General features: G+C 27.9%; 27 protein-coding genes. 20 read left to right on the top strand and 7 right to left on the bottom strand.

Features of this window, described 5'->3' with window-relative positions; genetic code table 11:
• Positions 1 to 31 precede the first annotated feature (31 nt).
• The 12 genes from QML81_RS08965 to QML81_RS08910 all read left to right on the top strand — a co-directional run bounded on the left by QML81_RS08965 (position 32) and on the right by QML81_RS08910 (position 13,109).
• On the top strand, positions 32 to 1,003 hold the full coding sequence (locus tag QML81_RS08965) for an RluA family pseudouridine synthase (protein ID WP_425596326.1): 972 nt from the start codon (positions 32 to 34) through the stop codon (positions 1,001 to 1,003).
• Positions 951 to 2,189 (top strand): fibronectin type III domain-containing protein, encoded by a 1,239-nt coding sequence (locus QML81_RS08960; protein WP_281951093.1) that lies wholly within the window; start codon positions 951 to 953, stop codon positions 2,187 to 2,189. Before QML81_RS08965 ends, QML81_RS08960 begins: the two co-directional genes overlap by 53 nt.
• Positions 2,190 to 2,192: 3 nt before the next feature.
• The gene (gene trmB, locus QML81_RS08955; protein ID WP_281951092.1) at positions 2,193 to 3,371 is read left to right on the top strand and encodes a tRNA (guanosine(46)-N7)-methyltransferase TrmB; all 1,179 of its coding nucleotides are present in this window, start codon (positions 2,193 to 2,195) and stop codon (positions 3,369 to 3,371) included.
• Complete coding sequence (locus QML81_RS08950) at positions 3,361 to 4,035, top strand: cell division ATP-binding protein FtsE (RefSeq protein WP_281951091.1); 675 nt, start codon at positions 3,361 to 3,363, stop codon at positions 4,033 to 4,035. Before trmB ends, QML81_RS08950 begins: the two co-directional genes overlap by 11 nt.
• Positions 4,022 to 4,828, top strand: coding sequence for an FtsX-like permease family protein (locus QML81_RS08945; RefSeq protein WP_281951090.1), 807 nt, complete (start codon positions 4,022 to 4,024; stop codon positions 4,826 to 4,828). The genes QML81_RS08950 and QML81_RS08945 overlap by 14 nt, the downstream gene beginning before the upstream one ends.
• Positions 4,825 to 6,006, top strand: a complete 1,182-nt coding sequence (locus tag QML81_RS08940; protein WP_281951089.1) for a murein hydrolase activator EnvC family protein — start codon at positions 4,825 to 4,827, stop codon at positions 6,004 to 6,006. Before QML81_RS08945 ends, QML81_RS08940 begins: the two co-directional genes overlap by 4 nt.
• A gap of 73 nt (positions 6,007 to 6,079) precedes the next feature.
• Positions 6,080 to 6,793, top strand: coding sequence for a UMP kinase (gene pyrH / locus QML81_RS08935; RefSeq protein WP_281951088.1), 714 nt, complete (start codon positions 6,080 to 6,082; stop codon positions 6,791 to 6,793).
• A 132-nt stretch (positions 6,794 to 6,925) separates the two neighbouring features.
• Positions 6,926 to 7,135 carry a DNA-directed RNA polymerase subunit omega gene (locus QML81_RS08930; RefSeq protein WP_281951087.1) on the top strand — a complete coding sequence of 70 codons (210 nt, stop codon included), beginning with the start codon at positions 6,926 to 6,928 and terminating at the stop codon, positions 7,133 to 7,135.
• An 11-nt stretch (positions 7,136 to 7,146) separates the two neighbouring features.
• Positions 7,147 to 9,291 carry a RelA/SpoT family protein gene (locus QML81_RS08925; RefSeq protein ID WP_281951086.1) on the top strand — a complete coding sequence of 715 codons (2,145 nt, stop codon included), beginning with the start codon at positions 7,147 to 7,149 and terminating at the stop codon, positions 9,289 to 9,291.
• Positions 9,292 to 9,392: 101 nt separating this feature from the next.
• Positions 9,393 to 10,595 carry a tyrosine--tRNA ligase gene (gene tyrS / locus QML81_RS08920; RefSeq protein ID WP_281951085.1) on the top strand — a complete coding sequence of 401 codons (1,203 nt, stop codon included), beginning with the start codon at positions 9,393 to 9,395 and terminating at the stop codon, positions 10,593 to 10,595.
• Positions 10,592 to 11,683 (top strand): nitronate monooxygenase, encoded by a 1,092-nt coding sequence (locus tag QML81_RS08915; RefSeq protein WP_281951084.1) that lies wholly within the window; start codon positions 10,592 to 10,594, stop codon positions 11,681 to 11,683. The genes tyrS and QML81_RS08915 overlap by 4 nt, the downstream gene beginning before the upstream one ends.
• A 61-nt stretch (positions 11,684 to 11,744) precedes the next feature.
• Positions 11,745 to 13,109, top strand: a complete 1,365-nt coding sequence (locus QML81_RS08910; RefSeq protein ID WP_281951083.1) for an N-acetylmuramoyl-L-alanine amidase family protein — start codon at positions 11,745 to 11,747, stop codon at positions 13,107 to 13,109.
• Between the two features lie 53 nt (positions 13,110 to 13,162).
• On the opposite strand, the gene ppa is transcribed toward QML81_RS08910, so the two are convergent.
• From ppa to aspS, 7 genes are all read right to left on the bottom strand, one after another.
• Positions 13,163 to 13,681, bottom strand: coding sequence for an inorganic diphosphatase (gene ppa, locus QML81_RS08905; protein WP_281951082.1), 519 nt, complete (start codon positions 13,679 to 13,681; stop codon positions 13,163 to 13,165).
• Positions 13,682 to 13,771: 90 nt separating this feature from the next.
• Positions 13,772 to 14,305: a carboxymuconolactone decarboxylase family protein gene (locus QML81_RS08900; RefSeq protein WP_281951081.1), complete on the bottom strand. Its 534-nt coding sequence runs from the start codon at positions 14,303 to 14,305 to the stop codon at positions 13,772 to 13,774.
• 82 nt (positions 14,306 to 14,387) lie between these two features.
• Entirely contained in the window at positions 14,388 to 14,663 is a 276-nt protein-coding gene (locus QML81_RS08895) for a DUF503 family protein (RefSeq protein ID WP_281951080.1), read from the bottom strand.
• Positions 14,654 to 15,412, bottom strand: a complete 759-nt coding sequence (locus QML81_RS08890; protein WP_281951079.1) for a competence/damage-inducible protein A — start codon at positions 15,410 to 15,412, stop codon at positions 14,654 to 14,656. The genes QML81_RS08895 and QML81_RS08890 overlap by 10 nt, the downstream gene beginning before the upstream one ends.
• Positions 15,413 to 15,502: 90 nt before the next feature.
• Positions 15,503 to 16,078 (bottom strand): adenylate kinase, encoded by a 576-nt coding sequence (locus QML81_RS08885; protein WP_281951078.1) that lies wholly within the window; start codon positions 16,076 to 16,078, stop codon positions 15,503 to 15,505.
• A 130-nt stretch (positions 16,079 to 16,208) separates the two neighbouring features.
• Entirely contained in the window at positions 16,209 to 16,436 is a 228-nt protein-coding gene (locus QML81_RS08880; protein WP_281951077.1) for a FeoA family protein, read from the bottom strand.
• A complete protein-coding gene (gene aspS, locus QML81_RS08875; protein WP_281951076.1) occupies positions 16,433 to 18,190 on the bottom strand; it encodes an aspartate--tRNA ligase in 1,758 nt (585 codons plus the stop codon). Before aspS ends, QML81_RS08880 begins: the two co-directional genes overlap by 4 nt.
• Positions 18,191 to 18,410: 220 nt before the next feature.
• On the opposite strand from aspS, the gene QML81_RS08870 reads away from it, so the two are divergent.
• The 8 genes from QML81_RS08870 (at position 18,411) to lptC (ending at position 25,582) form a co-directional block, all read left to right on the top strand.
• Positions 18,411 to 19,250 (top strand): NAD(+)/NADH kinase, encoded by an 840-nt coding sequence (locus tag QML81_RS08870; RefSeq protein WP_281951075.1) that lies wholly within the window; start codon positions 18,411 to 18,413, stop codon positions 19,248 to 19,250.
• Positions 19,251 to 20,795, top strand: a complete 1,545-nt coding sequence (locus QML81_RS08865) for an AAA family ATPase (protein ID WP_281951074.1) — start codon at positions 19,251 to 19,253, stop codon at positions 20,793 to 20,795.
• A gap of 304 nt (positions 20,796 to 21,099) precedes the next feature.
• On the top strand, positions 21,100 to 21,879 hold the full coding sequence (locus QML81_RS08860; protein WP_281951073.1) for a TatD family hydrolase: 780 nt from the start codon (positions 21,100 to 21,102) through the stop codon (positions 21,877 to 21,879).
• A 44-nt stretch (positions 21,880 to 21,923) separates the two neighbouring features.
• Entirely contained in the window at positions 21,924 to 23,129 is a 1,206-nt protein-coding gene (locus QML81_RS08855) for a LysM peptidoglycan-binding domain-containing protein (protein WP_281951072.1), read from the top strand.
• Positions 23,113 to 23,886: a septal ring lytic transglycosylase RlpA family protein gene (locus QML81_RS08850; protein ID WP_281951071.1), complete on the top strand. Its 774-nt coding sequence runs from the start codon at positions 23,113 to 23,115 to the stop codon at positions 23,884 to 23,886. The genes QML81_RS08855 and QML81_RS08850 overlap by 17 nt, the downstream gene beginning before the upstream one ends.
• Positions 23,887 to 24,003: 117 nt before the next feature.
• A complete protein-coding gene (gene hisB / locus QML81_RS08845) occupies positions 24,004 to 24,576 on the top strand; it encodes an imidazoleglycerol-phosphate dehydratase HisB (RefSeq protein WP_281951070.1) in 573 nt (190 codons plus the stop codon).
• A complete protein-coding gene (locus QML81_RS08840) occupies positions 24,573 to 25,079 on the top strand; it encodes a KdsC family phosphatase (protein ID WP_281951069.1) in 507 nt (168 codons plus the stop codon). The genes hisB and QML81_RS08840 overlap by 4 nt, the downstream gene beginning before the upstream one ends.
• Positions 25,076 to 25,582 carry an LPS export ABC transporter periplasmic protein LptC gene (lptC, locus tag QML81_RS08835; RefSeq protein WP_281951068.1) on the top strand — a complete coding sequence of 169 codons (507 nt, stop codon included), beginning with the start codon at positions 25,076 to 25,078 and terminating at the stop codon, positions 25,580 to 25,582. Before QML81_RS08840 ends, lptC begins: the two co-directional genes overlap by 4 nt.
• Positions 25,583 to 25,585 lie beyond the last annotated feature (3 nt).

Genomic DNA, 25,585 nt, shown 5'->3' with positions numbered 1-25,585 from the left:
TTTTTTTGTAAATTATACCAATAAAGGCTGAATTTTGGAAAAGTGTGAAAAATATATTGTAGATGAAAATGAAAGACTTGATAAATATATATCAAAAAAACTTGAAGTATCAAGAAATCAGATAGAGTCACTAGTTAAAAAAGGACTGGTAAAAATAAATGGAAAAATTGCTAAAAAGGGTGGGATAAAAGTTAAATTATATGATGAAATTGAAGTATGTTTTTTGCAAGCAGAAAAAAAAGAGGGGCATAAAGTAGATTTTGATATAGAGATACTTTATGAAGATGATGATATTTTAGTTATTAATAAGCCAAGTGGGATAACAGTTCATCCTGCCCCTAGTGTTAAAGAAGCCACTGTGGTTGATTGGCTTAAAAAACATGGCATTTCTCTTTCAACATTGGCAGGGGAAGAGAGACATGGAATAGTTCATAGACTCGATAAGGAAACAAGTGGAGTAATGGTTATAGCAAAAAATAATCAATCTCATGAAAATTTATCAAAGCAGCTTCAAAATAAAACTATGGGGAGATATTATCTTGCAATAATTGAGCCACCTTTAAAAGAGAATGTAATCGTTGAAAAGCCAATTTATAGAAATCCAAAAAATAGATTAAAAATGGCTATTGTACCTGGTGGGAAATATGCAAAAACAGCATTTTGCAAAATTCAGACAAGCTTTGATGGAAAATTTGAACTAATCGGTGCAAAACTTTTTACAGGCAGAACACATCAGATCAGGGTGCATTTGAGTTCAATAGGAAGGCATATATTAGGTGATAGTTTATATGGTTTTAAGAGCAAAAATGTTAAAATAGATAGAGTATTTTTACATGCTTATATACTTTATCTAGAGCATCCAACAACAAAAAAAAGTTTGAGATTTGTTGCGCCTTTACCAAAGGATATGAGAGATTTTTTAAAAAAGAGATTTGATTGGGAGAAAATAGATGAGAAAATATTACCTGATAGGTTTGATAAGCTTTTTGATTTTGTTTCTTAGTGGATGTGCAAAACATCCTGGATTATCACAAAAATCAAAAATTGATCCGACTCTTCCAAAAGTTGAGCAAATTAGAGTAATAGCTGATATTACTTCAGTAGCTTTTGAGTGGGACCCTGTTTATAATGAAAGAGTAAAAGGTTATTATCTATATAGAGGTGAAAGTGGTTCAAAATTAAAAAGAGTTGCTGTTATTGAGGATAGATTCAGTTCACACTATGTTGATAAAGAATTAAAGCCAAATACTACATATTTTTATAAAATGTCAACATATGATGATAAAGGAAATGAATCATTTCCAAGCGATACTATAAAAGTAAAAACTCTGCCTCTGATAGAATCTGTTAGTTTTATTGAAGCAATTAGCCATTTACCAAGAAGGGTTAAAATTATTTGGAGGCCTCATCCAAACCCTAGGGTAAAAGAATATATTATTGAAAGAAGTGAACAGGATAATCCTGAATGGAAAGAGATAGCTGTAGTAAAAAATAGACTTCAAGCAGAATATATAGATAAAAATCTTAAAGATAATCATATATATTTTTATAGAATTAGAGTTAGAACTTTTGATGGAATTGTATCATCACCTAGCAAAGTAGTTAAAGCTTTTACAAAGCCTAGACCAAAAATGGTTAAAGGGTTAAAAGCTACTAAGGATTTACCCAAGAAAATAGTATTGACTTGGGAGCCAAATAGCGAACCAGATATAGATCATTATAATATTTATAGAAGTCCTTTTTCTTATGGATTTATTATTGTGCATGCTAAAGTAAAAGGAACAAAATATGTTGATTTAATAGGTGAAGATGGAGTAAAAAGATTTTATAAAGTAACTGCTGTTGATAAAGATGGATTAGAAAGTTTTAAACAAGATATACCTGTTATGGGTACAACTTTACCAAAACCTCAAGCACCCATTATAGTTTCAACAAATATTACACCTGATGGTGTAGTTATAAAATGGAGAAAATCAGATGATAGAGCTGTAAGTTATATAGTGTTAAAAAAAGAGAAACAAAATATTTTAGATACAAAAGAGTATAAGTATACAAATATTAAGACTAATAGCTTTATTGATAGATCGATTGTTCCAGGAGTAAAATATATATATACCGTATATTCAGTGGATAAATTTGGAATTGTTTCAAAACCTTCTGAAAAGATTGAAGTTAATATTAAAAAGTAGATTATGCCTCATATAGTTGTAAAAAATTATAAAAAATTCAATACTCCAATTCAAAAAGATAAATTTAATTTTTTATGGTTTGCAAAACCTTTAAAAAATGCAAAAGAGGAGTTAGTAGCTGTAGAATATGAAAACCATAAATTTTTACTTTCGATAAAAGATAAAAACAGTGAAATAGTAATTAAAAGTGATAAAACTACTAGAATATCTCCTTCTACGATTATAAAAAAAGCTATTGTTAATTTTTGTGAATTAGCTAAATGCGAGATTATAAGAAGTAATATTTCCAATATTGATGAAAAACATTTAAAAAAAAGCGAAGAGTTTTTAAAAACGATAGATTTTTTTGAAAAATCATTTCCAAAAAATAAAGAAGTTTGGATAGAGATAGGATTTGGCAGCGGAAGGCATCTTCTTTATCAAGCTAAACAAAATCCAGATATTATGTTTATTGGAATTGAAATACACAAACCTTCAATAGAGCAGGTACTTAAACAGATAGAGATCCAAAAATTGAGAAATATATATGTTATCGATTATGATGCGAGACTATTTTTGGAATTTGTTCCATCAAATATAGTTGGAAAAATATTTGTACATTTTCCGGTTCCTTGGGATAAAAAACCTCATAGAAGAGTGATATCGAAAAAATTTATTGAGGAAGCTAAAAGGGTACTAAAATTAGATGGAGTTTTAGAACTTAGAACAGATAGTAAAAACTATTTTGATTACTCTTTAGAACTATTTTTGGAACAAAAAAAAGTAAAACTAGAAGTTACTAAAAATATAGAACCACCAATTGTAAGTAAATATGAAGATAGATGGTTAAGACTTAATAAAGATATTTATGATATCAGAATGATAAATATTGAAAAATCCGAGCCCTTAAAAATTGATTTTGATTTTGAATTTAAAAAAGAATATAATCTTGAAAATATTGTAAAAAATTTTGATACAAAACCAAAAGTATTTGATGATTTTTTTGTACATTTTGAAAAATTATATCAAATAGATAGTGATAGATATTTGATTAAGATATCATTTGGAAATTTTGATAGGCCGGAGCATAAATATCTATTAATTACAAAAAATAAAATTGAATATTTTCCTAAAAAGCCTGTATTATCGAGAGGAAATATAAAAGCACATAAAAAAATAGAAGAGATACTAAATGGGAAGTAAAATCATAAAAGCGAAAAATTTAACACTTGGGTATAAAAAAGATGAACCTATTATAAAAGAGAGTAGTTTTTCAATAGAGAGTCAAAGTTTTGTATTTGTTACAGGACCAAGTGGAAGTGGAAAATCCACATTAATAAAATCGCTATATGGTGCTCTGCAGCCACAAAGTGGTATTTTAGAAATTGGTGGCATAAAAATAAATAACATAAAAAGAAAATTTCTTATAAGATTAAGACAAAATCTAGGTATAATTTTTCAAGATTATAAATTGATTAATGAGTGGACAGTTAAAAAAAATGTTATGCTACCTCTTTTAATTGCAGGGCATTCAAAAGATGTTTGTGAAACTCAGACTAAAAGACTTTTAAGGCATGTGAAATTATCTAATAAAGCTTTTAAATATCCATATGAATTAAGTGGAGGAGAGCAACAAAGAGTTGCAATTGCTAGAGCACTTGCACACAATCCTATTATAATTCTTGCAGATGAGCCAACAGGAAATCTTGACGAATACTCTTCAAATATTATTTGGAATCTTTTAATTGCTGCCAAAGAGCAGTTAAAAGCTACAGTTTTAGTCGTTACACACCATATTCCAACAAATATTCATATCAACTTTAAACATTTTCACATTGAGGATGGGATACTTTATGAAATCTCTTAAAAATCATTTATCTCTTATAATTCCATTGTTTGCAATTTTTTTTGCAATAGAATTTTATTTAATTCTCGATAGAGTTATAAAACAGTATGAAATAAATCTTAAAAATGATTATACTATTTTAATAGTTTCAGATAAAAATTTAAAAAAAGATGATATTGAAAAATATTTGAATATTTCAAAAATTGTAGAAATAAAACCTGATGATATGATAAAAAAAATTAAAGAGGAAGATATTTCATTAGATTTAGAGACATTAAAGATGTTTTTACCTAAATTTTATCAAATTTATTTAAATCACTTTCCTTCAACTAGTGAATTAGAATGGATTAAATCAAGACTAAAAGTAATACCTGGCATAAAAAGAGTTGAAACATTTTCGAAAACTCATTCAAAAATATATAATCTTTTAATGATTTCAAAACAGATATCTAAAATATTTTTAATTATCGTTTCAATTATAAGTGTTTTACTTATTTTAAAACAGATAAAAGTTTGGCATTTTGAGCATAAAGAAAGAATGTATATCATGGAACTTTTTGGTGCTCCTTTTTGGATGAGAAGCGGAGTTTTATTTAGGCTTGCTATAGTTGATACTTTTATTGCTACACTATTTTTAATTGGGATCTATTACTATTTTTTAAATTCTGATATTTTAAAAAATATATTTAGCTATTTGCATATATTATTAAATTTTGAAGAAATCATAAAAGATTGTCTTATCTTAGGCGGTATCGGTTTAATTATAACTTTTTTTAGTGTATTGGTAGTTTCGACAAGGCAAATTCAAGAATGAGATATATAGGGTTTTTAATCATTTTTGTTACTTTTTTATTTGCTAAAAATGATTTGGAAAGAAAGATATACTATTCTAAGCAGCAACTTTATAGAAAAGAGAAAAGTTTAAGAGGTTTAAATTTAAAATTAGAAAAAATAGCCAAAGATATTGAAAAAACAAGAAAAGCTCTTAAAAATATTGATAAAAAATTAAAAAAGCTTCAAGATGAGCTAAAAGAGAAAGAGGAATTTTATAAAATTAGTAAAGAGAAAATAAAAAATATAAAAGAAAATGAATCAAGTCTTTTAAAAAAACAGAATGAAATAAAAGAAAAACTAACAATTTTGATAGCAAAATATTTCTCTAAATCTCTTATATTAGAAAAAAGCCAAAATTTAACTACTGAAGATATTATAAATGAAGAGATATTAAAAGCATTAAAAAAATCTGAAAAACAAAAAATTAAAATGCTAAATTCTAAATTTATAGAAACCAAAAAAATTGCTGATAGTGAATTAAAAAAATTACAATATCTTCAAAATGAGATTGAGAATCTTGATAAAAAAAGAAAAGAGTATGAAAAACTTAAAAAAAATAAAAAAGAATCTCTAAAACTCTTAAGCTATAAAAAAAGAAAATATAAAGAGGCAATTGAAAATCTTCTTAAAGAGCAAAAAAGCTTACGAGAAACATTAAATAAATTACAAATTTTAAAAAGTGAAAAAGTTTCATTAAAAGATAACAAATCTTCAAAAATAAAAGTAAAAACTATAGGTAAATCTTATCTCAGAGCAAAAACTTTAAGATACAAAGGACCAAAAACTATACCACCTTTAGATAGATTTGTTATAGTGAAAAAGTATGGAAGTTATATTGACCCAATTTATAATATAAAAATTTTTAATGAATCAATTGAATTAAAGCCTTTAAAACAAAATGCAAAAGTTAAAAATGTATTAAACGGAAGGGTTGTTTTAGCCAAAAAGACTCCACATTTAAATAATGTTATCATTATAAAACATAAAAACGGTTTATATACTATTTATGCCCATATTGACAAAATTGCTCCAACTATAAAAAAAGGAAAAAAAGTTAAAAAAGGGTATGTTATAGGAAGGGTTAATTCAAAACTTACGTTTGAAGTTACAAAAAACAGATATCACATAAATCCACTTGATTTAATTAAGGTAAGATGAGTTTAAATTCTTTTTCTAATTGTTTTGTTATAAGATTTTAAGTAAAATTTTAAATTAAAAATAGAGGGAAATGATGGGAAAAAGAGTTTTAGTAAAATTTTCAGGCGAAGCTCTGTCTTCGGAAAATGGATATGGTATTGACACTTCTATTTTAAAATTTATTGCCACTGAAATAAAAATGCTTGTAGAAGAGGGTATTGAAGTAGGTTTAGTAGTAGGTGGCGGTAATATCATTAGAGGAGTTACTGCTTCAAAAGAGGGTATTATAAAAAGATCTTCTGGCGATTATATGGGTATGCTTGCTACTGTAATCAATGCAGTTGCACTGCAAGAGGCTTTAGAATATTTTGGTATTAAAGTCAGAGTTCAAAGTGCAATTAAAATGGAAGAGATTTGTGAACCTTTCATAGTAAGAAGAGCTATTAGGCATCTTGAAAAAGGAAGAGTTGTTATATTTGCAGCTGGAACAGGTAATCCTTTCTTTACAACTGATACAGCTGCTACCTTAAGAGCTATAGAGATTGGTGCAGATATGATTATTAAAGCTACAAAAGTAAACGGTGTTTATGATAAAGACCCTAAAATTTATCCTGATGCAAAAAAGCTTGATAGATTGACTTATGAGGAAGCTATGCAAGATAATATTAAAGTTATGGATGATACAGCAATTGCTCTTGCAAAGGATAATAAGCTTCCAATAGTTGTTTGTAATATGTTTGAAAAAGATAACTTATTAAATATTATAAATGGCGATTTCTCAAAGGCATCAATTGTGACAAATAGTTGAGTGGATGAGTAGTTAAGTGGTTTTTATTTCATTGCTACTCAACTATTTTAACCATTTTAGCCACTCAATAAATATTAACAACTTATCCAATTTAATTTTTTTAACTACTTATCTAAATAAAAAGGAGATTTAATGAGACTTGAAAAAATTGCTGCTAAAGCATTAGAGAGAGTAAATTTTGATAGATATCTATTATCTGTTGTAGTTGCAAAAAGAGCAAATGAGCTTGCAAATGGTTCTGAGCCTTTAATTGATATTGATGTGAAAAAATATAAATATACCGATATTGCAATTATGGAGATTGCAGAAGGTTTAATAAAAATAGAAATGGAAAAAGAGTAATTTGAAATTGTATGAAAAAATTTATAGAAAAAATAAAAGAGTGCAAAGATTTAGAAAAATCAAAAGAGATACTATTTAGTGTTGTAAAAAAAGATCCAAAAGTTGAATATGCATTAAATTTTGCAATAAAAGCTCACGAAAATCAATTTAGAAAAAGTGGTGAACCCTATGTGGTTCATCCAATTCTTGTTGCCTCTATAGTTGGATATATTTCTCATGACGAAACAATGGTAATAGCAGCTCTTTTGCATGATGTGGTTGAAGATACACCGATTACAATCGAAGAGATATATAAAAATTTTGGAAAAGATGTCGCAAATCTTGTTGAAGGTTTGACAAAAATTGTAGAAATTAGAGATAAAAGCTTAATTCCTTCATATATTAATGAAAAACTGATAACTTCTGCAATGAGTTTTAGAAAGATTCTTATTGCTTCAATAAAAGATGTAAGAGTTTTAGTTATAAAACTTTGTGATAGACTTCATAATATGCTAACTTTAGATGCTTTACCTATAAATAAGCAAAAAAGAATAGCTGAAGAGACTTTAGTAGTTTATGCTCCAATAGCTCATAGACTTGGTATATCTTTTTTGAAAAATCTTTTAGAGGATTTAAGTTTTTATTATATTTTTCCTAATGAATATAAAAAGATTGATGATTTTATACAATCACATAAGCAAGAGTTACAGATAAAATTGAATAATTTTATAGATGATGTAAAAAAAGTATTAGTAAAAAATGGATTTAGAGCAAATGATTTTAATATTATAAGCAGAATAAAGCATTACTATTCAATCTATTTAAAAATGCAAAGAAAAGGTATCTCTATCGAAGAAGTATTAGATTTACTTGCTATTAGAGTTTTGGTAAAACATAAAATAGACTGCTACAAAGCTCTTGGAGCTATTCATTTAAATTTTAAACCACTTATCATGAGATTTAAAGATTATGTTGCTATTCCAAAAGAAAATGGTTATCAAACAATTCATACTACAGTTTTTGATAATACCTCAATTTTTGAAGTTCAAATTAGAACTTATGATATGCACAAAACTGCAGAATATGGAGTGGCTGCTCACTGGAAATATAAAATTGGGGCAAATAATATAAATTTAAAATGGCTTGAAAATCTTCAGTTTCAAAATGAAAATATTGAAGAGTTTATGGAACTTGTTAAAAATGATCTTTATAGCGAAGATATATCTGTATTTTCTCCAAAAGGCGATATATTTACGCTACCAAGAGGTGCTGTTGCTTTAGATTTTGCATATGCAGTTCATACCGATATAGGAAATAGAGCAAAAGAGGTTTATATAAATAAACAAAAAAGTACTCTATTAACAGAGCTTAAAAATGGTGATATTGTTAAAATTATTACTTCAGAAAAGCCTATACTTAGATGTAGTTGGATTGATGCAGTGAAAACTTCTAAAGCAAAAGAGCAGATGAGGCAAGCTTGCAAACAAAAAATTAAAGAGATAAATTCTAAAAGTGCTATTAATATTTTATCTAGTGAGTTAAGAGTATCAAAAGAAGAGATTGAAAAATGGGTTGAAAAGAATAATTTAAAAAATTCAATCTATAAAGTTCCGATTGATATTAATTTTTTTAAAGAGATAAAAAATAGATTTTTAGCTGATTTAAGAAAAGAAAAAAAGATTTTACCTTTTATTGGTGGAAGAAATATAAAATTAAAAGAGCAGATTTTTGATAATTTTGTGATATATTCAAGTTTTAATATTAATAGGGTTGAATTTGATTACTGTTGTAATCCTAAAATGGGCGATGAGATAGTTGCTTTTAGAAAAAATAATTTTGCTATAATTCATCATAAATTATGTGAGCATGCAGCAGAATTAATAAACAGTGGCGAGCCTATGCTTTTTATAGAGTGGTCTAGAAGCAGATTGCCAAAATATAAACTTTTAGTATCACTTCAAAATAAAAAGGGAGCTTTAGCCTCATTTTTGGGATATTTGGCAAAACTTGATATTAATATTATCTCAATTGAACTTGGTAGAAATATAGAATATAGTAATATTTGTGAGCTTGAAATTGAAACTGATATTTCAAATAGCGAGCTTTTAAGAAAAAAACTTGAATCTAAAGTGAAAGTTATTGAGATTACTGGTAGTGATGATGCATATAAGAGATAGGGATGAAGTTAAGAAGCTGTGAAGCAGTGAAGAAAAGCTGTGAAATTTAAGATTTTTTGCTTGTTCGATGATTAATACAAAATATTAAAATAGGGGAAAATATGATAAAAGAAGCTTTGGCTGAAATAGAAAGAGGAACTGCAGAGATAATAGATAAAGAAAGAATTGAAAAATTATTAAAAGATTATTTTGAAAATGGTAAACACTATTATGTAAAGGCAGGATTTGACCCTACAGCTCCAGATTTACATCTTGGACATACGGTTTTACTTCAAAAGTTAGCAACTTTTCAAAAATATGGAGCAATAGTACAATTTATTATAGGTGATTTTACTGCAACTATTGGGGATCCAACAGGAAAAAGCGAAACAAGAAAAAAACTAGATCCTCAAACTGTTTTAAAAAATGCAAAAAGCTATGAAGAACAGGTTTTTAAGATATTAGATCCAGATAAAACACATGTATTATTTAATTCTCATTGGATTGAAAAACTTGGTGCTCATGGACTAGTGGAGTTAACAACTTTAGTTAGTGTTGCAAGAATGTTGGAAAGAGATGATTTTGAAAAAAGATATAAAGCTGGAAAACCAATAGCAATTAGTGAATTTATTTATCCACTTCTTCAGGGATATGATAGTGTTTATTTGAAAAGCGATATTGAAATAGGCGGCACTGATCAAAAATTTAATCTTTTGATGGGTAGACAACTTCAAAGAAGTTATGGAATAGGAAAAGAGCAAGCAGTTATAATGATGCCAATTTTAGAAGGTCTGGATGGTGTTCAAAAAATGAGTAAATCTTTAGGCAATTATATTGGCGTAACAGAAGATGCTAATACAATGTTTGCTAAAATAATGAGTATCTCTGATGAACTTATGTGGAGATATTATGAGCTTTTAAGTTCTAAAACATTAGAAGAGATAGAGGTATTGCAAGAGGGAGTAAGAACCGGAAAAGTTCATCCAAAATATGCCAAAGAGCTTCTAGCAGCTGAAATTACTGCTAGATTTCATGGAGACGAAGAAGCCAAAAGAGCAAAAGAGGAGTTTGATAAAGTTCATAAACAAAAAGAGATTCCAACAGAGATTGAAGAATATGAAGTAGTAGGTCCAATATGGATTGCAAAAGCGTTAGTGGAATGTGGCATTGAGCCTTCAACATCGCAAGCAAGAAGAGATATTCAAGCAGGAGCCGTTAAGGTAAACAAAGAAAAAATAAATGATAAAGATTTTCATTTAGAACCTGGAGAATATATTTTACAGGTTGGAAAAAGAAAATTTGCAAAATTAAAGGTTAAAAAGTGAAATTAGCAAGTTTAAAAATAGGTAAATATGAGATAAAATATCCAATTATTCAAGGTGGAATGGGTGTAGGTATAAGCTGGGATAGATTAGCTGGGACTGTGTCAAAAGAGGGTGGTCTTGGGGTTGTTAGTTCAGTTGGAACAGGGTATTATGAAAACAAAAAATATATTGAAAAAGATATAAATGGAAGGCCACTTGAGACAGAAAATTTTTATTCAAAAAAAGCCCTTTTTAAAATATTTGAAAATGCAAGAAAGATTTGTGGTGATGCTCCACTTGGATGTAATGTATTGTATGCGATAAATGATTATGGAAGAGTTGTAAGAGATTCTTGTGAAGCTGGAGCAAATATAATCATTACTGGAGCAGGGCTTCCTACTAATATGCCAGAATTTACCGAAGGTTTTAGTGATGTAGCACTTGTTCCAATAGTATCAAGTGCAAAAGCACTAAAAATTATATGTAAAAGATGGGAAAAAAGATATAAAAGAGTTCCTGATGCAGTTATAGTAGAGGGGCCACTTAGTGGAGGACATCAAGGATTTACATATGAGCAGTGTTTTATGGATGAGTATAGATTAGAAAATATTGTTCCTCAAGTTATAGAAGAAGCTAAAAATTGGGGAGACATACCAGTTATTGCAGCTGGCGGAATTTGGGATCATAATGATATAGTTAAATTTTTAAAACTTGGGGCTGCTGGTGTACAAATGGGTACAAGATTTATAGGAACATTTGAGTGTGATGCGCATGATAATTTTAAAGAGATTTTATTAAATGCAAAAAAAGAGGATATTTTGCTTTTAAAATCTCCAGTTGGATATCCGGCTCGTGGAATTAGAACAAATCTCGTTAATCTTGTTGAAAAAAGAGAGGGACCAGCAATAAAATGTATAAGTAACTGTGTTGCTCCATGTCAAAGAGGTATAGAAGCAAAACAGGTAGGTTATTGTATTGCTGATAGATTAAGTGATGCATATATGGGTGATAAAGAGCTTGGTCTATTTTTTAGCGGTGCTAATGGTTACAAATTGGATAAACTTATTTCTGTTAAAGAGTTGATGAAAAAACTTGTAGAAGGGGAATAAAATTAAAAGATTAATTTTTCTTACCCTTCTTTTTGTCTCTTTATTTGCATCGCAAAATCCTATGCTTGATGATGCAAATAGACTTCTTCAATCTTCAAAAAAAGAAAATATTTTAAAATCTTATAATAAATTTAAAACTCTTTATATACGATCAATTCTAGAATCAGATCTAAATCTAAAAAAAGAGGCCTTAAAAGGGCTTATTAAAAGCTCTAAAAAGCTTGGTTTTGATTATAAAGATTACGAAAAGGAGCTTTACTCAATAATTCCAAAAACAATTAAAAAAGAAAGCTTAAATAATCGTATAAATAAAAGAAACATAAAAATTGATAAAGCTAAAAAAAATATACTTAAAAATATAAGTTTAAAAAAAGGTGAAATAGATTTTGTTTTCTTATATTCAATAAATACAAAAGATATAAAAAGTTTTGATTTAAATTACAAAAATAAAAAGGTTTATAAAAAGGTTTTTGATATTAAAGGAGTTTGGCCATACTCAAAAAGAGTATATAAATTAAGAAGTGTGGATAGACTCAAGATAGCTCAATTTGATAAAGATATAATTAGACTAGTTTTTGAAAATAGTAAAAAAGTAGATATTTTTTATAAAATAGATAAAAATGTATTAAAAATTGCATTTGATAATAAATTAAATAAAAATATATCAACAATTAACAAAATCCAAAAAGTTAATAAAAAAAGTAGTGTCATTAAAAAAAGTGTATATAAAAAATTTTATCCAATAACTAAAACTATAGTAATAGATCCAGGACATGGTGGAAAGGACTCAGGTGCTATTGGATATAAAAGAAAAAAAGAAAAAGATGCAGTTTTACAAATAGCTAAAAAGTTATACAAAGAGTTAAAAAAGAGAGGCTATAAAGTTTATCTAACAAGAACTAAAGACTATTTTATTCCTTTGAGAAATAGAACAAAATATGCAAACAGAAGATTTGCAGATATATTTATATCAATTCATGCTAATGCTGCACCTAAAAAAAGTAGATATTTAAGTATGAAAGGAGTGGAGACTTTTTTTCTATCCCCTGCAAGAAGTCAAAGAGCTAAAAAAGTTGCTGCTCTTGAAAACAGGGCAGATTTATCTTCCATGAGTTACTATTCAAAGCAAACTTTTTTGAACTTTTTAAATAGAGAGAAGATTGTTGCTTCAAATAAGCTTGCGATAGATGTACAAAAAGGAATTTTATATAATCTTAAAAAAAGATATAAAAATGTCGTTGATGGTGGTGTTAGGGAAGGGCCATTTTGGGTACTTGTAGGTGCTCAAATGCCTTCTATTTTAGTAGAAGTTGGATATATCACAAATCCTACTGAAGCTAAAAGAATTTTTAATCCTTTATATCAAAAACTTTTAGCAAAAGGTATAGCTGATGGGATTGATAACTATTTTATTCACAATCAGTAGGCTTTAAAGATATTTTTATTAATTGGCAATAGAAAAATCTATTGCCATAAAAATTATTTATAATTATCGATAGCTTCTTGAAGGATTTTTTGAGCTTCCTCTTTTCCTTTATACTCTTTAACTTTTACCCATTTATTTGGCTCAAGAATTTTATATGTTTCAAAAAAGTTTTTGATTTTATCCAAAGTATGTTTTGGTAAATCTTCAATAGATTTGATGTTATCATAAGAAGGATCAACTTTACTTACAGGAACGGCTATTAGTTTTTCATCCATTCCACTTTCATCTTCCATGATTAGAACACCTATAAGTCTACATTTTATTACGCTTCCTGGCATCAAAGGGTATTCATTTAAAACAAGTATATCTGCAGGATCTCCATCTGCTGCAAGAGTATTTGGAACAAATCCATAATTTGCAGGATAGTACATTGCACTATACATTACTCTATCTACCCAAATTGCACCACTTTCTTTATCCAATTCATATTTTATATTTGATCCATAAGGAATTTCAATAAGAGCATGCACTTTATCTGGATTTTCACCATGTCCAATTTTTTCTATATTCATTTTTTTCTCCTGACATAAAATTTGCTGCAATTATATTAAATTTTTCTTTTATTTAAGATTATATATAGATTTTTTCACAACATATAAACTTTAATCTTTGCCTAGTCCAAATACATTAGAAAGTGTATTTATGTAATTAAAGTAACCTGTTATGGCTACTGCTTCAACAATCTCTACATCACTCCAGCCAAAATTTTTTATATTTTCAATATCTTCTTTTGTCATTTTATAGTTGTCTTTTTTTGAAGCCCTTATACAAAAATTTAGTAAAGCTTTTGTTTTATCATCTGTATGCATTGCTTCTATACCGGATAAAATCTCATCAATTTGTTCCTGTGTAAGACCTAACATTTTTGCGATATTTTTATGTACATCCACACACATTTTACAACTATTCTCTTTTGATATTAAAAGAGCAATTGCTTCTTTAATATAGTATGGAAGATGAGTTTGTTTTAAAAGATAGTTTTGTACCATTGTGTCTGTAGCATTATAAATATTTTCATCAATTGCTAAAAGCTTAAAAATTTCTCCCAATGTTCCAGTTTTTTCTAAAATTGGTCTTGCTTTTTCTTGAATAGAAGGTGTCATCTCTTCAAATTCTGGTAAATTTATATAAGCCATTTATTTTCCTTTTTTTAGTAGATATTTTTAATATTTTAAATTTTATTTGGAAAATAGTAAGAAGTCAAATTAAATATATAAACTATAAAATTTCATAAGAGATGGAGTATTCGACATCACTAAAATATCTATCTAAAATTTTTTCTATAGTTTGAATTTTTTTCTTAGCATCTATTTCACTTAAAGATAAAAAAGCAATAGCAATTTCTGCCTCTTTTGGATATTCACTTGAAATATCTAAAATTGATAGATTATGCTTTGATAATCTCTCTTTTATAGAGTTTATAATTTTTCTTCTACCTTTTTTACTCTTTACATATGGAAGATCAAGAGTGATTAGAAGATTGACTATATGCAATTTTTGCCTTTTTTATATTTAAAGCCTTTTTTCTCAACCTCTTTTATAAAAAATTCAATCCAATTTTTTGCTTCATCATTACTATATGAAGCTATAGAGATAACATCTTTGTATTGTCCTTCTTCTATAGAAGGAAGTGAAGAAAATTCAACATCTTTTGGTATTTTTTTCATAATATCCATTAAATCATTTTCACTTGCTTCAACACATATAGTATATCTATATTTTTCACTATTTTTTGGATAATACTTATCAAGAGCATACTTAATCATAAAATGAGACATTTGAGGAAAACCAGGAACAAAAAAGTATCTTTCATCAAGATAAAATCCTGGGACTTTATTTACTGGATTTGGTAATAGTTTTGCATTTTTAGGCAATTTTGCCATATTTATTCTATATGGATATGCTTTTTCTTTGAACTGTTCAATTATTAGCTCTTTTGCTTTACTATTCTCTTCCATTTGAGAGTTTCTAAAAACTTTAGCAGCAATCTCTCTTGTTAAATCATCTGGAGTTGCACCAATTCCACCAAAACTAAACATTACACTTTTAGGATCATCTTTAATAAGTCTAAAAGTTTTTTCTATTAAACTAGGATTATCATTTATTATAAAAGTTGCTGTTAATTCCCAACCTCTTTTTAAAAGTTCATCTCTTACAAATTTAAAATGTTTATCCTCTCTTCGTCCATTTAATATTTCAGTACCTATTATCACAAGATAGAAGTTTGGATTTTTTATTGACACGCAACTCCTTTAACAATGGTAATTGGTTATTTGTGTATTGGTATATTAGATATTTAACTTTTTACCAATAACTAATAACCAATATACCAATTAACCAATTTTACTCTTTATAAACTCTTCCATCTCATCAACTATCTCTTCGATAGTTCTTTCACCATTAATTTTTTTTAGTAATCCTTTCTCTTCATAAAATTTTTCAATTTCCCCTAATGGTTCTAAATAAACTTTCATTCTATTATTAAAAACTTCAACATTATCATCAGCACCTCTTGCTCTACCTAAAACTCTCTCTCTTGCTACATCTTCACTTACAACTACTTCAATTACAGATTCAAGTTTAATATCAGGATTTTTTGAAAGTATTTCATCAAGAGCTTTCATCTGTTCAACGCTTCTAGGAAAACCATCTATAATAATAACTTCTTTATCGCTATTTTTAATGGCATTAACAATGGTATCAATTACAATATCTAAAGGAACAAGTTTCCCATTGTCAACATAACTAGCAATTGTTGCTCCAAGAGCAGTTCCTTTTTTTACCTCTTCTCTAAGAAGCTCACCTGTAGAATAGTGAGCAAATTTATCAGAATTTCTTTTTGCAATAATTTCAGCATCTGTAGTTTTTCCACTACCAGGTGCTCCAATAATTAAAAAAAGCTTTTTCATTGTTTTCTCCTCGTTTGGTTATATTAGTTAAAAAAGTTAAATTGGTTGAGTTGTTATTATTTAGTGGTTAAAATAGTTGAGTAGTAATGAAATAAAAACCACTTAACTACTCAACCCCTCAATTACTTAACTACTCAACTTTTTTAACAAGTATTTTTTGTGCTTGTCCCCTGCAAAGAGCTATTTTTGCACCATTTGCTTCTATTTGTATTGGTCCAAAAAAACCTTTGTTTAATACTTTTATTATATCACCTATCATAAAACCCATGGCTGATAATCTACATTTAAATTCGTCACATTCACCTTCAAAACCAACAATTTTTACAATATCACCACTTTTTGCGTCTATTAATCTCATACTTTTTTTGGTTCTCTAACTCTTATATGTAACTCTTTTAATTGATCTGGCTCTACTTTACTTGGTGCATTTGTTAATAAACATTGTGCTTTTTGCGTTTTTGGAAAAGCTATAACATCTCTAATATTATCTTTTTTTGTTAAAAGCATTATAAGTCTATCAAAACCTATAGCAAATCCCCCATGTGGAGGTGCACCAAATTTTAAAGCTTCTAGTAAAAATCCAAATTTTTCTTCTGCTTCTTCCTGGGTTATGCCAAGAATTTCAAATACTTTCTTTTGAATTTCTGTTTTATGTATCCTTATACTTCCACCACCTAACTCAACTCCATTAACAACCATATCATAAGCTTGGCTTGTCATATCTTCAATCTCTTCTTCATCTATATTTTTTGGCATTGTAAATGGATGATGAAGAGCTTTAACTTTTACGTGCCCTTCTTCAATTTCAAACATAGGAAAATCTACAACCCATAAAAATTCATATACATTTGGATCTTTTAAGCCTAGCATATCACCCAATCTATCTCTTAATCTTCCCATATAATCTAAAACTACTCTTTTACTTCCAGCTCCAAAAAATATCAAATCTCCATTTTTTACATTGCATCTTTCAATAAGAGCATTTTTTTCTTCATCACTTAAAAATTTTACAATAGGTCCTTGAAGCTCATTATTCTCTTTTACTTTTACCCAAGCAAGGCCTTTAGCACCAAATTTAGCAACAAATTCTGTTAGTGAATCTATCTCTTTTCTTGTTAGTTTTTCTCCCCCTGGTACTGGAAGAGCTTTTATACGATTTAATTTTTTAAATTGTGCAATCTCTCTAAAAACTTTTAAATTTGTATTTTCAAAGATATCAATAACATCAACAAGTTTTAAATCAAATCTTAAATCTGGTTTATCAGTTCCATAGTTTTCCATAGCTTCAGTATAAGGCATTCTTTTAAATGGAGTTTTTATATTTATTCCGCATGCAGCAAATATCGTTTTTATCAATCCTTCAGCTATATTTATCACATCATCTTCAGTGCAAAAACTCATCTCAACATCTATTTGAGTAAATTCTGGCTGTCTATCTGCTCTTAAATCCTCATCTCTAAAACATTTTGCAATCTGAAAATATCTATCAAAACCACTTACCATCAAAAGCTGCTTAAAAAGCTGTGGAGATTGTGGAAGTGCATAAAACTCTCCAGGATATAATCTACTTGGAACTAGATAATCCCTTGCGCCTTCAGGAGTAGATTTTGTAAGTATAGGTGTTTCAACTTCTAAAAAACCATTTGCATCTAAAAAGTTTCTTGCCGCAATTGCAGCTTTACTTCTGAGTCTAAAAGTTTCATAAGCTTTTTTTGTTCTAAGATCTAAATATCTATATTTTAATCTTATCTCTTCATTAACATTTTCATCACCAATAACAAAAGGTGTCGGTTCACTTCTATTTTCTATTTTTAGTTCATCAACAACTACTTCTATTTTCCCGGTTTTTAGTTTTGGATTTTCTAAACCTTCGCCTCTTAGTCTTACTTTTCCTTTAGCTATTAAAACATATTCATCTCTAACTTCAGTAGCAATTTTATGAGCTTCTGGACTATCTGCAGGATCACATACAAGTTGAATAATTCCAGTTTTATCTCTTAAGTCAATAAATATTACACCACCATGATCACGATAGCTATTGGCCCATCCACAAAGAACAACCTCTTTGCCAGTATCTTCTTCATTTAATTCAGCACAGAAATCTGTTCTCAAATCATATCCTTTAACAGTTTTTTTGAGGCTGATTTTACATGAGTTTCGTTTAAGTTATGATAAAATTATGACTTTAAGAAATATAAAATTAGTTATTAGTATATTGGTAATGGATGTATGATTTAAGATTTAAAAAGTGAAAAAGGTAGAAGAGGGAAGGTTGAAGGAAAACTAATTCCCAATTCTTAATTACCAATTACTAAAATTATGAAGGAAATTTATGGATATTAAAAAAGTTGGAGTAATCTTAAGACCATCATCACCTGAATTAAAAGAGCTTTTTTTTAAAATTAAGAGTGCTTTTGAAAAAGAGAATATTGAAGTTTTAATAGATAGCATAAGTGCCTCAATGATTGATGTTATGGGACAAGAGTTTGATTCAATGTGTAAAGATAGCGATATTTTAGTATCTATTGGAGGCGATGGAACTTTAATCTCTTTAGTTAGAAGAAGTTATAGATGCCATAAACCAGTTCTTGGAATATATGTAGGTAAACTTGGTTTTTTAACTGATATTTTGCCAAATGAGATTGAAGACTTTATAAAAAAATTAAAAAAAGGTGAATATAGAATTGATAATCGTATGATGATGGAAGCATCGATATCTGGAAAAAAAGAGAAGATGTATTCTTTTAATGATATAGTTATTACAAGGCGTTCAATATCTAAAATGATTCACGTTGATGCATTTATAGATAAAAAATGGTTTAATACATATTATGGAGATGGATTGATTATCTCTACTCCAACTGGATCAACTGCTTATAATCTTGCTTCAGGTGGACCGGTAGTTTATCCTTTAACTGATGCATATATTTTAACACCAATATGTCCTCACTCACTTACACAAAGGCCGCTTGTATTGCCTGCAGAGTTTGAGATAGAGATAAAAACTGTAAAAGAAAATGCGTTAATGGTTATAGATGGCCAAGAGATATATGAATTTACTCCTGAAGATTCTATCACAATAAAAAAGGCAAAAATTGGTGCTAAACTTATTCATAGATTAGAGAGAAACTATTTTGAAGTTTTAAGAGAAAAGCTTCATTGGGGGATGTAATTGATTGAGAGATTTTATTTAAAAAATTGCTTATCTTTTGAAAATATTTCATTAGAATTTAAAAAAGGTCTTATTGTTTTTACTGGCCCAAGTGGTGCTGGAAAATCAGTTTTAATTGATTCAATACTTGCTCTTTTTGGACTAAAAAATCAAAATGCTACTGTTAGCGAAGTGACTTTAGATATAGATTTAAACTTAGAAGATTATGGAATAGAAAATGATGAATTATTAGTTATAAAAGGAATAAAAAAAGAAAAAGTAAGATATTTTATTAATTCACAAATGGTATCTAAAAAAAATTTATCAAAAATTTTTAAAAATTATGTGAGTTATTTGAGTCAAAAAGATGAAGAAATTTTTAAAAGTAAAAATATTATAAAAGTTTTAGATGATATTGCTTCAAAAAAATACGAAGATTTTAAAAATATTTTAGAACAATTTAAAAATAGTTATTACAGATATAAAAAATTAAATGAAGAGTATGAAAAGATTAAAGAAGAGGAAAAAAAAGTAAATGATTTAATTGAATTTGCAAAATATGAAATTGAAAAAATAGATAGAGTCTCTCCTAAAATAGGGGAATATGAGGAATTAATTTCTATCAAGAAAGATCTTTCAAAAAGAGAAAAAATTCAAGAGGCAATAACTAGGGCAGAAAATATTTTTGAATATGAAAGTTATATCATTGATGCTTTAGAAAAGATAGGAAAAGATAGCTCTTTTTTTGATGAAGCTATGAATGAACTAAGAGAGATATTTGAAAATGAAAAGCAAAGATTGCTTGAACTTGAGGATATGGATATCGAAAATATTTTAAATAGGATTGAAGAGCTATCAGAATTAAAAAGAAGATATGGTTCTATAGAAGAAGCTATAGAATATAGAGAGAAAAAAGTTAAAGAGTTAAAAAAATATGAAAATATTAGTTTTGAAAAGGAAAAATTAGAAAATGAGCTTCAAAAGTTATTAGATGATTTGAAAAAATTAGTAGATGAATTGAGTAAATACAGAAAACAAGCTTCAACTCTTTTAGAAGAAGATATTAACAAATTTATAAAAGATCTAAAACTTCCAAAAGCAAATATCAAATATAGTTCAAAAGAGATGGATGAAACAGGTACAGATCATTTTTCATTAGAGCTTCAAGGTGTAAATTTTAAAAATATAAGCTCAGGAGAGTTTAATAGGCTAAGACTTGCCTTTATGGCTGCATGGAGCAGATATAAAGATATCAAAAATCATATTTTGATTTTAGATGAGATTGATGCAAATGTTAGTGGTGAAGAGTCAATGGGAGTAGCAAAAATATTAAAAGAGTTATCAAAAAAATATCAAATTTTTGCAATATCTCATCAATCTCAGCTTAGTTCATTAGCCAATCAACATTTTTTAGTCACTAAAGAGGATGGAAAAAGTGTTGTAAAAGAGTTAAATTTAAATGATAGAATTAAAGAGATAGCTAGAATAATAAGTGGTGAAGAGATAACAAAAGAGGCTCAAGAGTTTGCTAAGAAGATGTTAAGTAATACTAGATTAGTGGAATAGGGGCATAGCGGGATAGTGAGCGAGGGCAAAGTGAAGCTTTGAGCAAGCAAACTGCTTTGCTTGCGTCCCGAAGCGAAGACGAGAGTATATGCGAAGCCGAAATCAAGGAATTTTGTGTCTGAGCATACGAACAGCTAGTTTACATTGAAAAAAATCAAATGAGCGAAGCGAATGAAGATTTTTGGTTAGATTTTTGTGAGTGAGAGAGTTAGAAAGTTAGAAAGTAAGGAGGTAAGGGGATAAGGGGTGAAGCGGCCAATTCCCAATTCCTAATTCCTAATGCCTAATTAAAAAAGGAGATATTTTGATAATTGATACACATTGTCATTTGGATGATGAAAGGTTTAAAGATGATTTGGACGAAGTTATAAAAAGAGCAAAAGAGCATGATGTTAAAGGATTTATCATTCCAGGAGCTGATCCTGATGATTTAGAGAGGGCAAAAGAGATTAGTGAAAAGTATGATGAAGTTTTTTTCGCAGCCGGGGTTCATCCATATGAGATAGATAAGTTTGATAAAGATTATCTTTTAAAATTTTTAGATCATCCAAAATGTGTAGCTGTTGGCGAGTGTGGGTTAGATTATTATAGACTTCCTAAAGAGCAAAAGGAAAAAGAAAAGATAAAAAAAAGACAAAAAGAGATTTTTATTGAGCATATAAAAATTGCAAAAGAGGTAAATAAGCCTTTAATTGTTCATATAAGAGAAGCAAGTTTTGATTCAAGAGAGATTTTAATAGAAAATGGTGCAAAAGAGGTTGGTGGTGTGTTGCACTGCTTTAATGCAAGTGAGATTTTATTGGATTTAGATAAACACAATTTCTACTTTGGTATAGGTGGTGTTATAACTTTTAAAAATGCAAAAAAATTAGTAAATATTCTTCCAAAAATTCCTATAAATAAAATTTTAATAGAGACAGATTCTCCATATCTCACTCCTCATCCATATAGAGGAAAAAGAAATGAGCCTTACTATACAATATTTATTGCGAAAAAAATAGCTGAGATTTTGAATATGGATTTTGATGAGGTATGTAATATAACTACAGAGAATGCAAAAAGATTATTTAAATGTTTTTTATAAAAATTTTAATAAAATAAAGCAAAATCAAAAATTGAGGAGATTTTTTGAAAAAGATTTTTTTAATACTATTATTTGCTATACAGATTTTTGCAAGTCTTGATTTTGGAAAATTTTATAATAAAGAGATAGAAATATTAAGAAGTCTTGATGTGGATACATCTTTTATTGCAAATAAAGATTTTATTGCAATTAAAAAAGAGTTCAAAAAATATAAAAAAAGCCACTTTTTTAATACAAAAAGTGATTCATTTATATATATTCCTACAATTAAAAGATTGATAAGTGAAGCAAAAATACCTCAAGTTTTTCTTTTTATGGCTATGGCTGAATCAAATTTTTCACTACATGCAAAATCAAATAAAAAAGCTATAGGAATTTGGCAATTTATGCCTCAAACTGCTAAAAAATATGGATTAAGAATTGATGAGTACGTTGATGAAAGAAAAGATCCTGTAAAATCAACCAAAGCGGCTATAAAATATCTAAAATATCTTCATAAAAAATTTGGAAGATGGTATCTTGCTGCTCTTGCTTACAATTCAGGAGAGGGAAGGGTAATAAGAGCTATTAAAAGAGCTAAAACAAAAGATTTAAATGTTTTAATCGATCCTAAAAAGAGATATTTACCAAAAGAGAGTAGGAGATATATTAGAAAAATTATAGCTTTAGCACTTATTGGAAATGATGAAAACTATTTTTTGAAAAGCGATTTTGATTATATTTTAAATAGAGGTTCTGCCTATTCTTTAGCCATTGTAAAAGCAAAAGGTGGTGATGTAATTGATGATATAGCAAAAAATATAAGAATAAAAAGTTCTATATTAAGAGAGTTAAATGCCCATTTAAAGTATGGTTTTGTTCCACCATATGCTAAAAATTATGATATTTATATTCCATATATTAAACTTGCAGATTTTAAAGAAAACTACAAACCATCAAATATTAAAAAAGCTTTTATAATCTATAAGGTTAAAAAGGGTGACTCATTAGCGAAAATTGCTAATAAATATGAAATTTCATATAAAATGATAAAAGATTTTAATAAATTAAAATCAAATATATTAAAAATTAATCAAACTTTAATTATTCCAATACCAAAAAAGAGTAAAATAGTATATAGAGTTAAAAAAGGCGATACTCTTTTATCTATCTCAAAAAGGTATGGGATTACTGTAGCTAAATTAAAAAAACTCAATGATAAAAAAAATCATTTAATTAGAGTTGGAGAAAAGCTTGTCATTATCAATTAAAAAATTTTATTTTATTTTACTAATAACATTTCTTTTTTCTGGCTGTGCAAATAGATATAGTTATACATATCCATCAGCAGTATATTCTAAACCAAAATCTTCTAAAGCAGTTCACAGAGCTACAATGAGACCATACAAAGTTGGAAACAGAGTATATTATCCAACAGTTGTTAGAGTGGGAACAATCTATAGAGGTATTGCAAGTTGGTATGGTCCAAATTTTCATGGGAAAAGAACAAGCAATGGCGAATATTATAATATGTATGATTTTACAGCTGCTCACAAGACTCTTCCTATGAATACCATGGTCAAAGTGACCAATTTGAGAAATGGAAAAAGTGTTGTAGTAAGAATTAATGATAGAGGTCCATTTGTTAAAAATAGACTTATTGATCTTTCCTATAGTGCAGCAAAAAAATTGGATATCATTGCAACGGGAACTGCTCCTGTAGAACTGCAAGTATTGGGCTTTGATAAAATTATATCAACTTTAGCAAAAGAGGAAAATGTAAAAAAAGAGGTAAAATTATCAAATTTTGGTGTACAGATAGGCTCATTTAGAAGGTATCAAGGAGCCTTAATTACAAAAAGAAGATACTCTTTGGTAGATAATAGATATAAAGCTGTGATAAAAAAATTTATTGTTGATGATAAACCTTTATATAGAGTTTGGTTAATGGGATTTAATAGTGAAGAAGAGGCAAGGGATTTCATCGCTAGAGGTATGTTTGATGGTGCATTTGTTGTAAGGAAATGAGAGGAGATTAGTCATTAGTCATTAGTAGAATTTAGTGATAGTGGATAGTGATAGTTTAATACCAAACTTAATACTAATTCCCAATTCCCAATTACTAATATTAAATAAGGAATTTTCATGATAGAGATAAAAAGAGAAACAAAAGAGACAGAAATTTTTGTTAAACTAGATATTGAAGGAAGTGGAAAATATGATATTAAAACTGGCATAGGTTTTTTTGATCATATGTTAGAGAGTTTTTCAAAACATTCACAAATAGATTTAGAAGTTGAATGCAAAGGTGATATTCATGTAGATTTTCATCATAGTGTGGAAGATGTGGGTATTGTTATAGGAGAGGCTTTATATAAAGCTATATATCCTTTGCAAAATAGGGAAAGATTTGGTGACGCAATTGTTGTAATGGATGAAGCAGCAGTAGAGTCTGCTTTAGATTTAAGTAATAGGCCTTTTTTAGTTTATGATGTAGATATAGATGGGAAAATTGGCGAATTTGACGCTGAACTTTTTGAAGAGTTTTTTAGAGCATTGGTATTTAATGCAAAGATAACTGCTCATATTGTTAAAAAAAGAGGGAAAAATAGACATCATATTGCTGAAGCAGCTTTTAAGTCATTTGCTGTTGCATTGAGAAGAGCCTTAAAAATAAATGAGAAAGCTCACATTCCTAGTACAAAGGGTGTTGTTTGATAGATTTAATAGTTTTAGATGTTGATGGATGTATGACTAATGGAAAAATAATATATTCAAATAGTGGTGATGAAATAAAAAGCTTTAATATAAAAGATGGCTTTGCAATAAAACAGTGGATGAGATTTGGAAAAAAAGTTGCAATAATTACTGGAAGAGACTCAATGATAGTTGAAAAAAGAGCAAAAGAGTTGGGTATTCATTATCTATTTCAAGGAATGAATAATAAAGTAGAAGCTTTAGAAGAGATAAAATTAAGCTCAAACATAGATTATGAAAAAATAGCTGCAATTGGTGATGATTTGAATGATTATAGACTTTTAAAAAAAGTAGGGATAAGTTTTTGTCCTAATGATGCTATTGAATATATTAGAAAAAATGTGGATGTTGTTTTAAGTAGAAATGGTGGGGAAGGGGCAGTTAGAGAAATGATAGAATATCTATTAAAAAAAGAGGGAAAACTTGATGAATATTATAACTATTGGACAAAAGGTATAGCTTGAAATTAATCAATTTTTTTCTATTTTTGATAATTTTTTCTATCCTTTGGACAATATATTTAAAACCTTATAAAATTTCTCCTAAAAATATCAAAGATATACCAGAAGTTGTTTTTGAAAATTTTATATTAAATGAAATTGAAAAAAATGGTACAAAAAGTACTCTAATCGGAAAAATTGGAGAAAAATATAAAGATAGATTTGAAATAAAAGATTTTGAATATAAAAAAAATGATAAAAATATTGAAAATCTAATAGCAAAAAAAGGTGTTTACAAAAAAGATATTATAAATTTATATGATAGTATTGAATATAAAACAAAAGATTTTAAGTTTTATACAGATATGGCAGTTTATAATTTAAAAAAAGAGATAATTAGTACAAAAACAAAATTTAAATTAATTACAAAAAGTGCCATAGTTTTGGGAGATAATTTGATTTATTATAGAAATAAAGGTAAAATTTTAGCTAAAAATATTAATGCAAAAATCAAAAATAAGAAGTAAAAA

The organism is Nitrosophilus kaiyonis, from assembly GCF_027943725.1.
GTDB lineage: Bacteria > Campylobacterota > Campylobacteria > Campylobacterales > Nitratiruptoraceae > Nitrosophilus_A > Nitrosophilus_A kaiyonis.
Note: the sequence above shows the minus strand (reverse complement) of the source record. Positions and strands in the feature narration are given on the sequence as shown.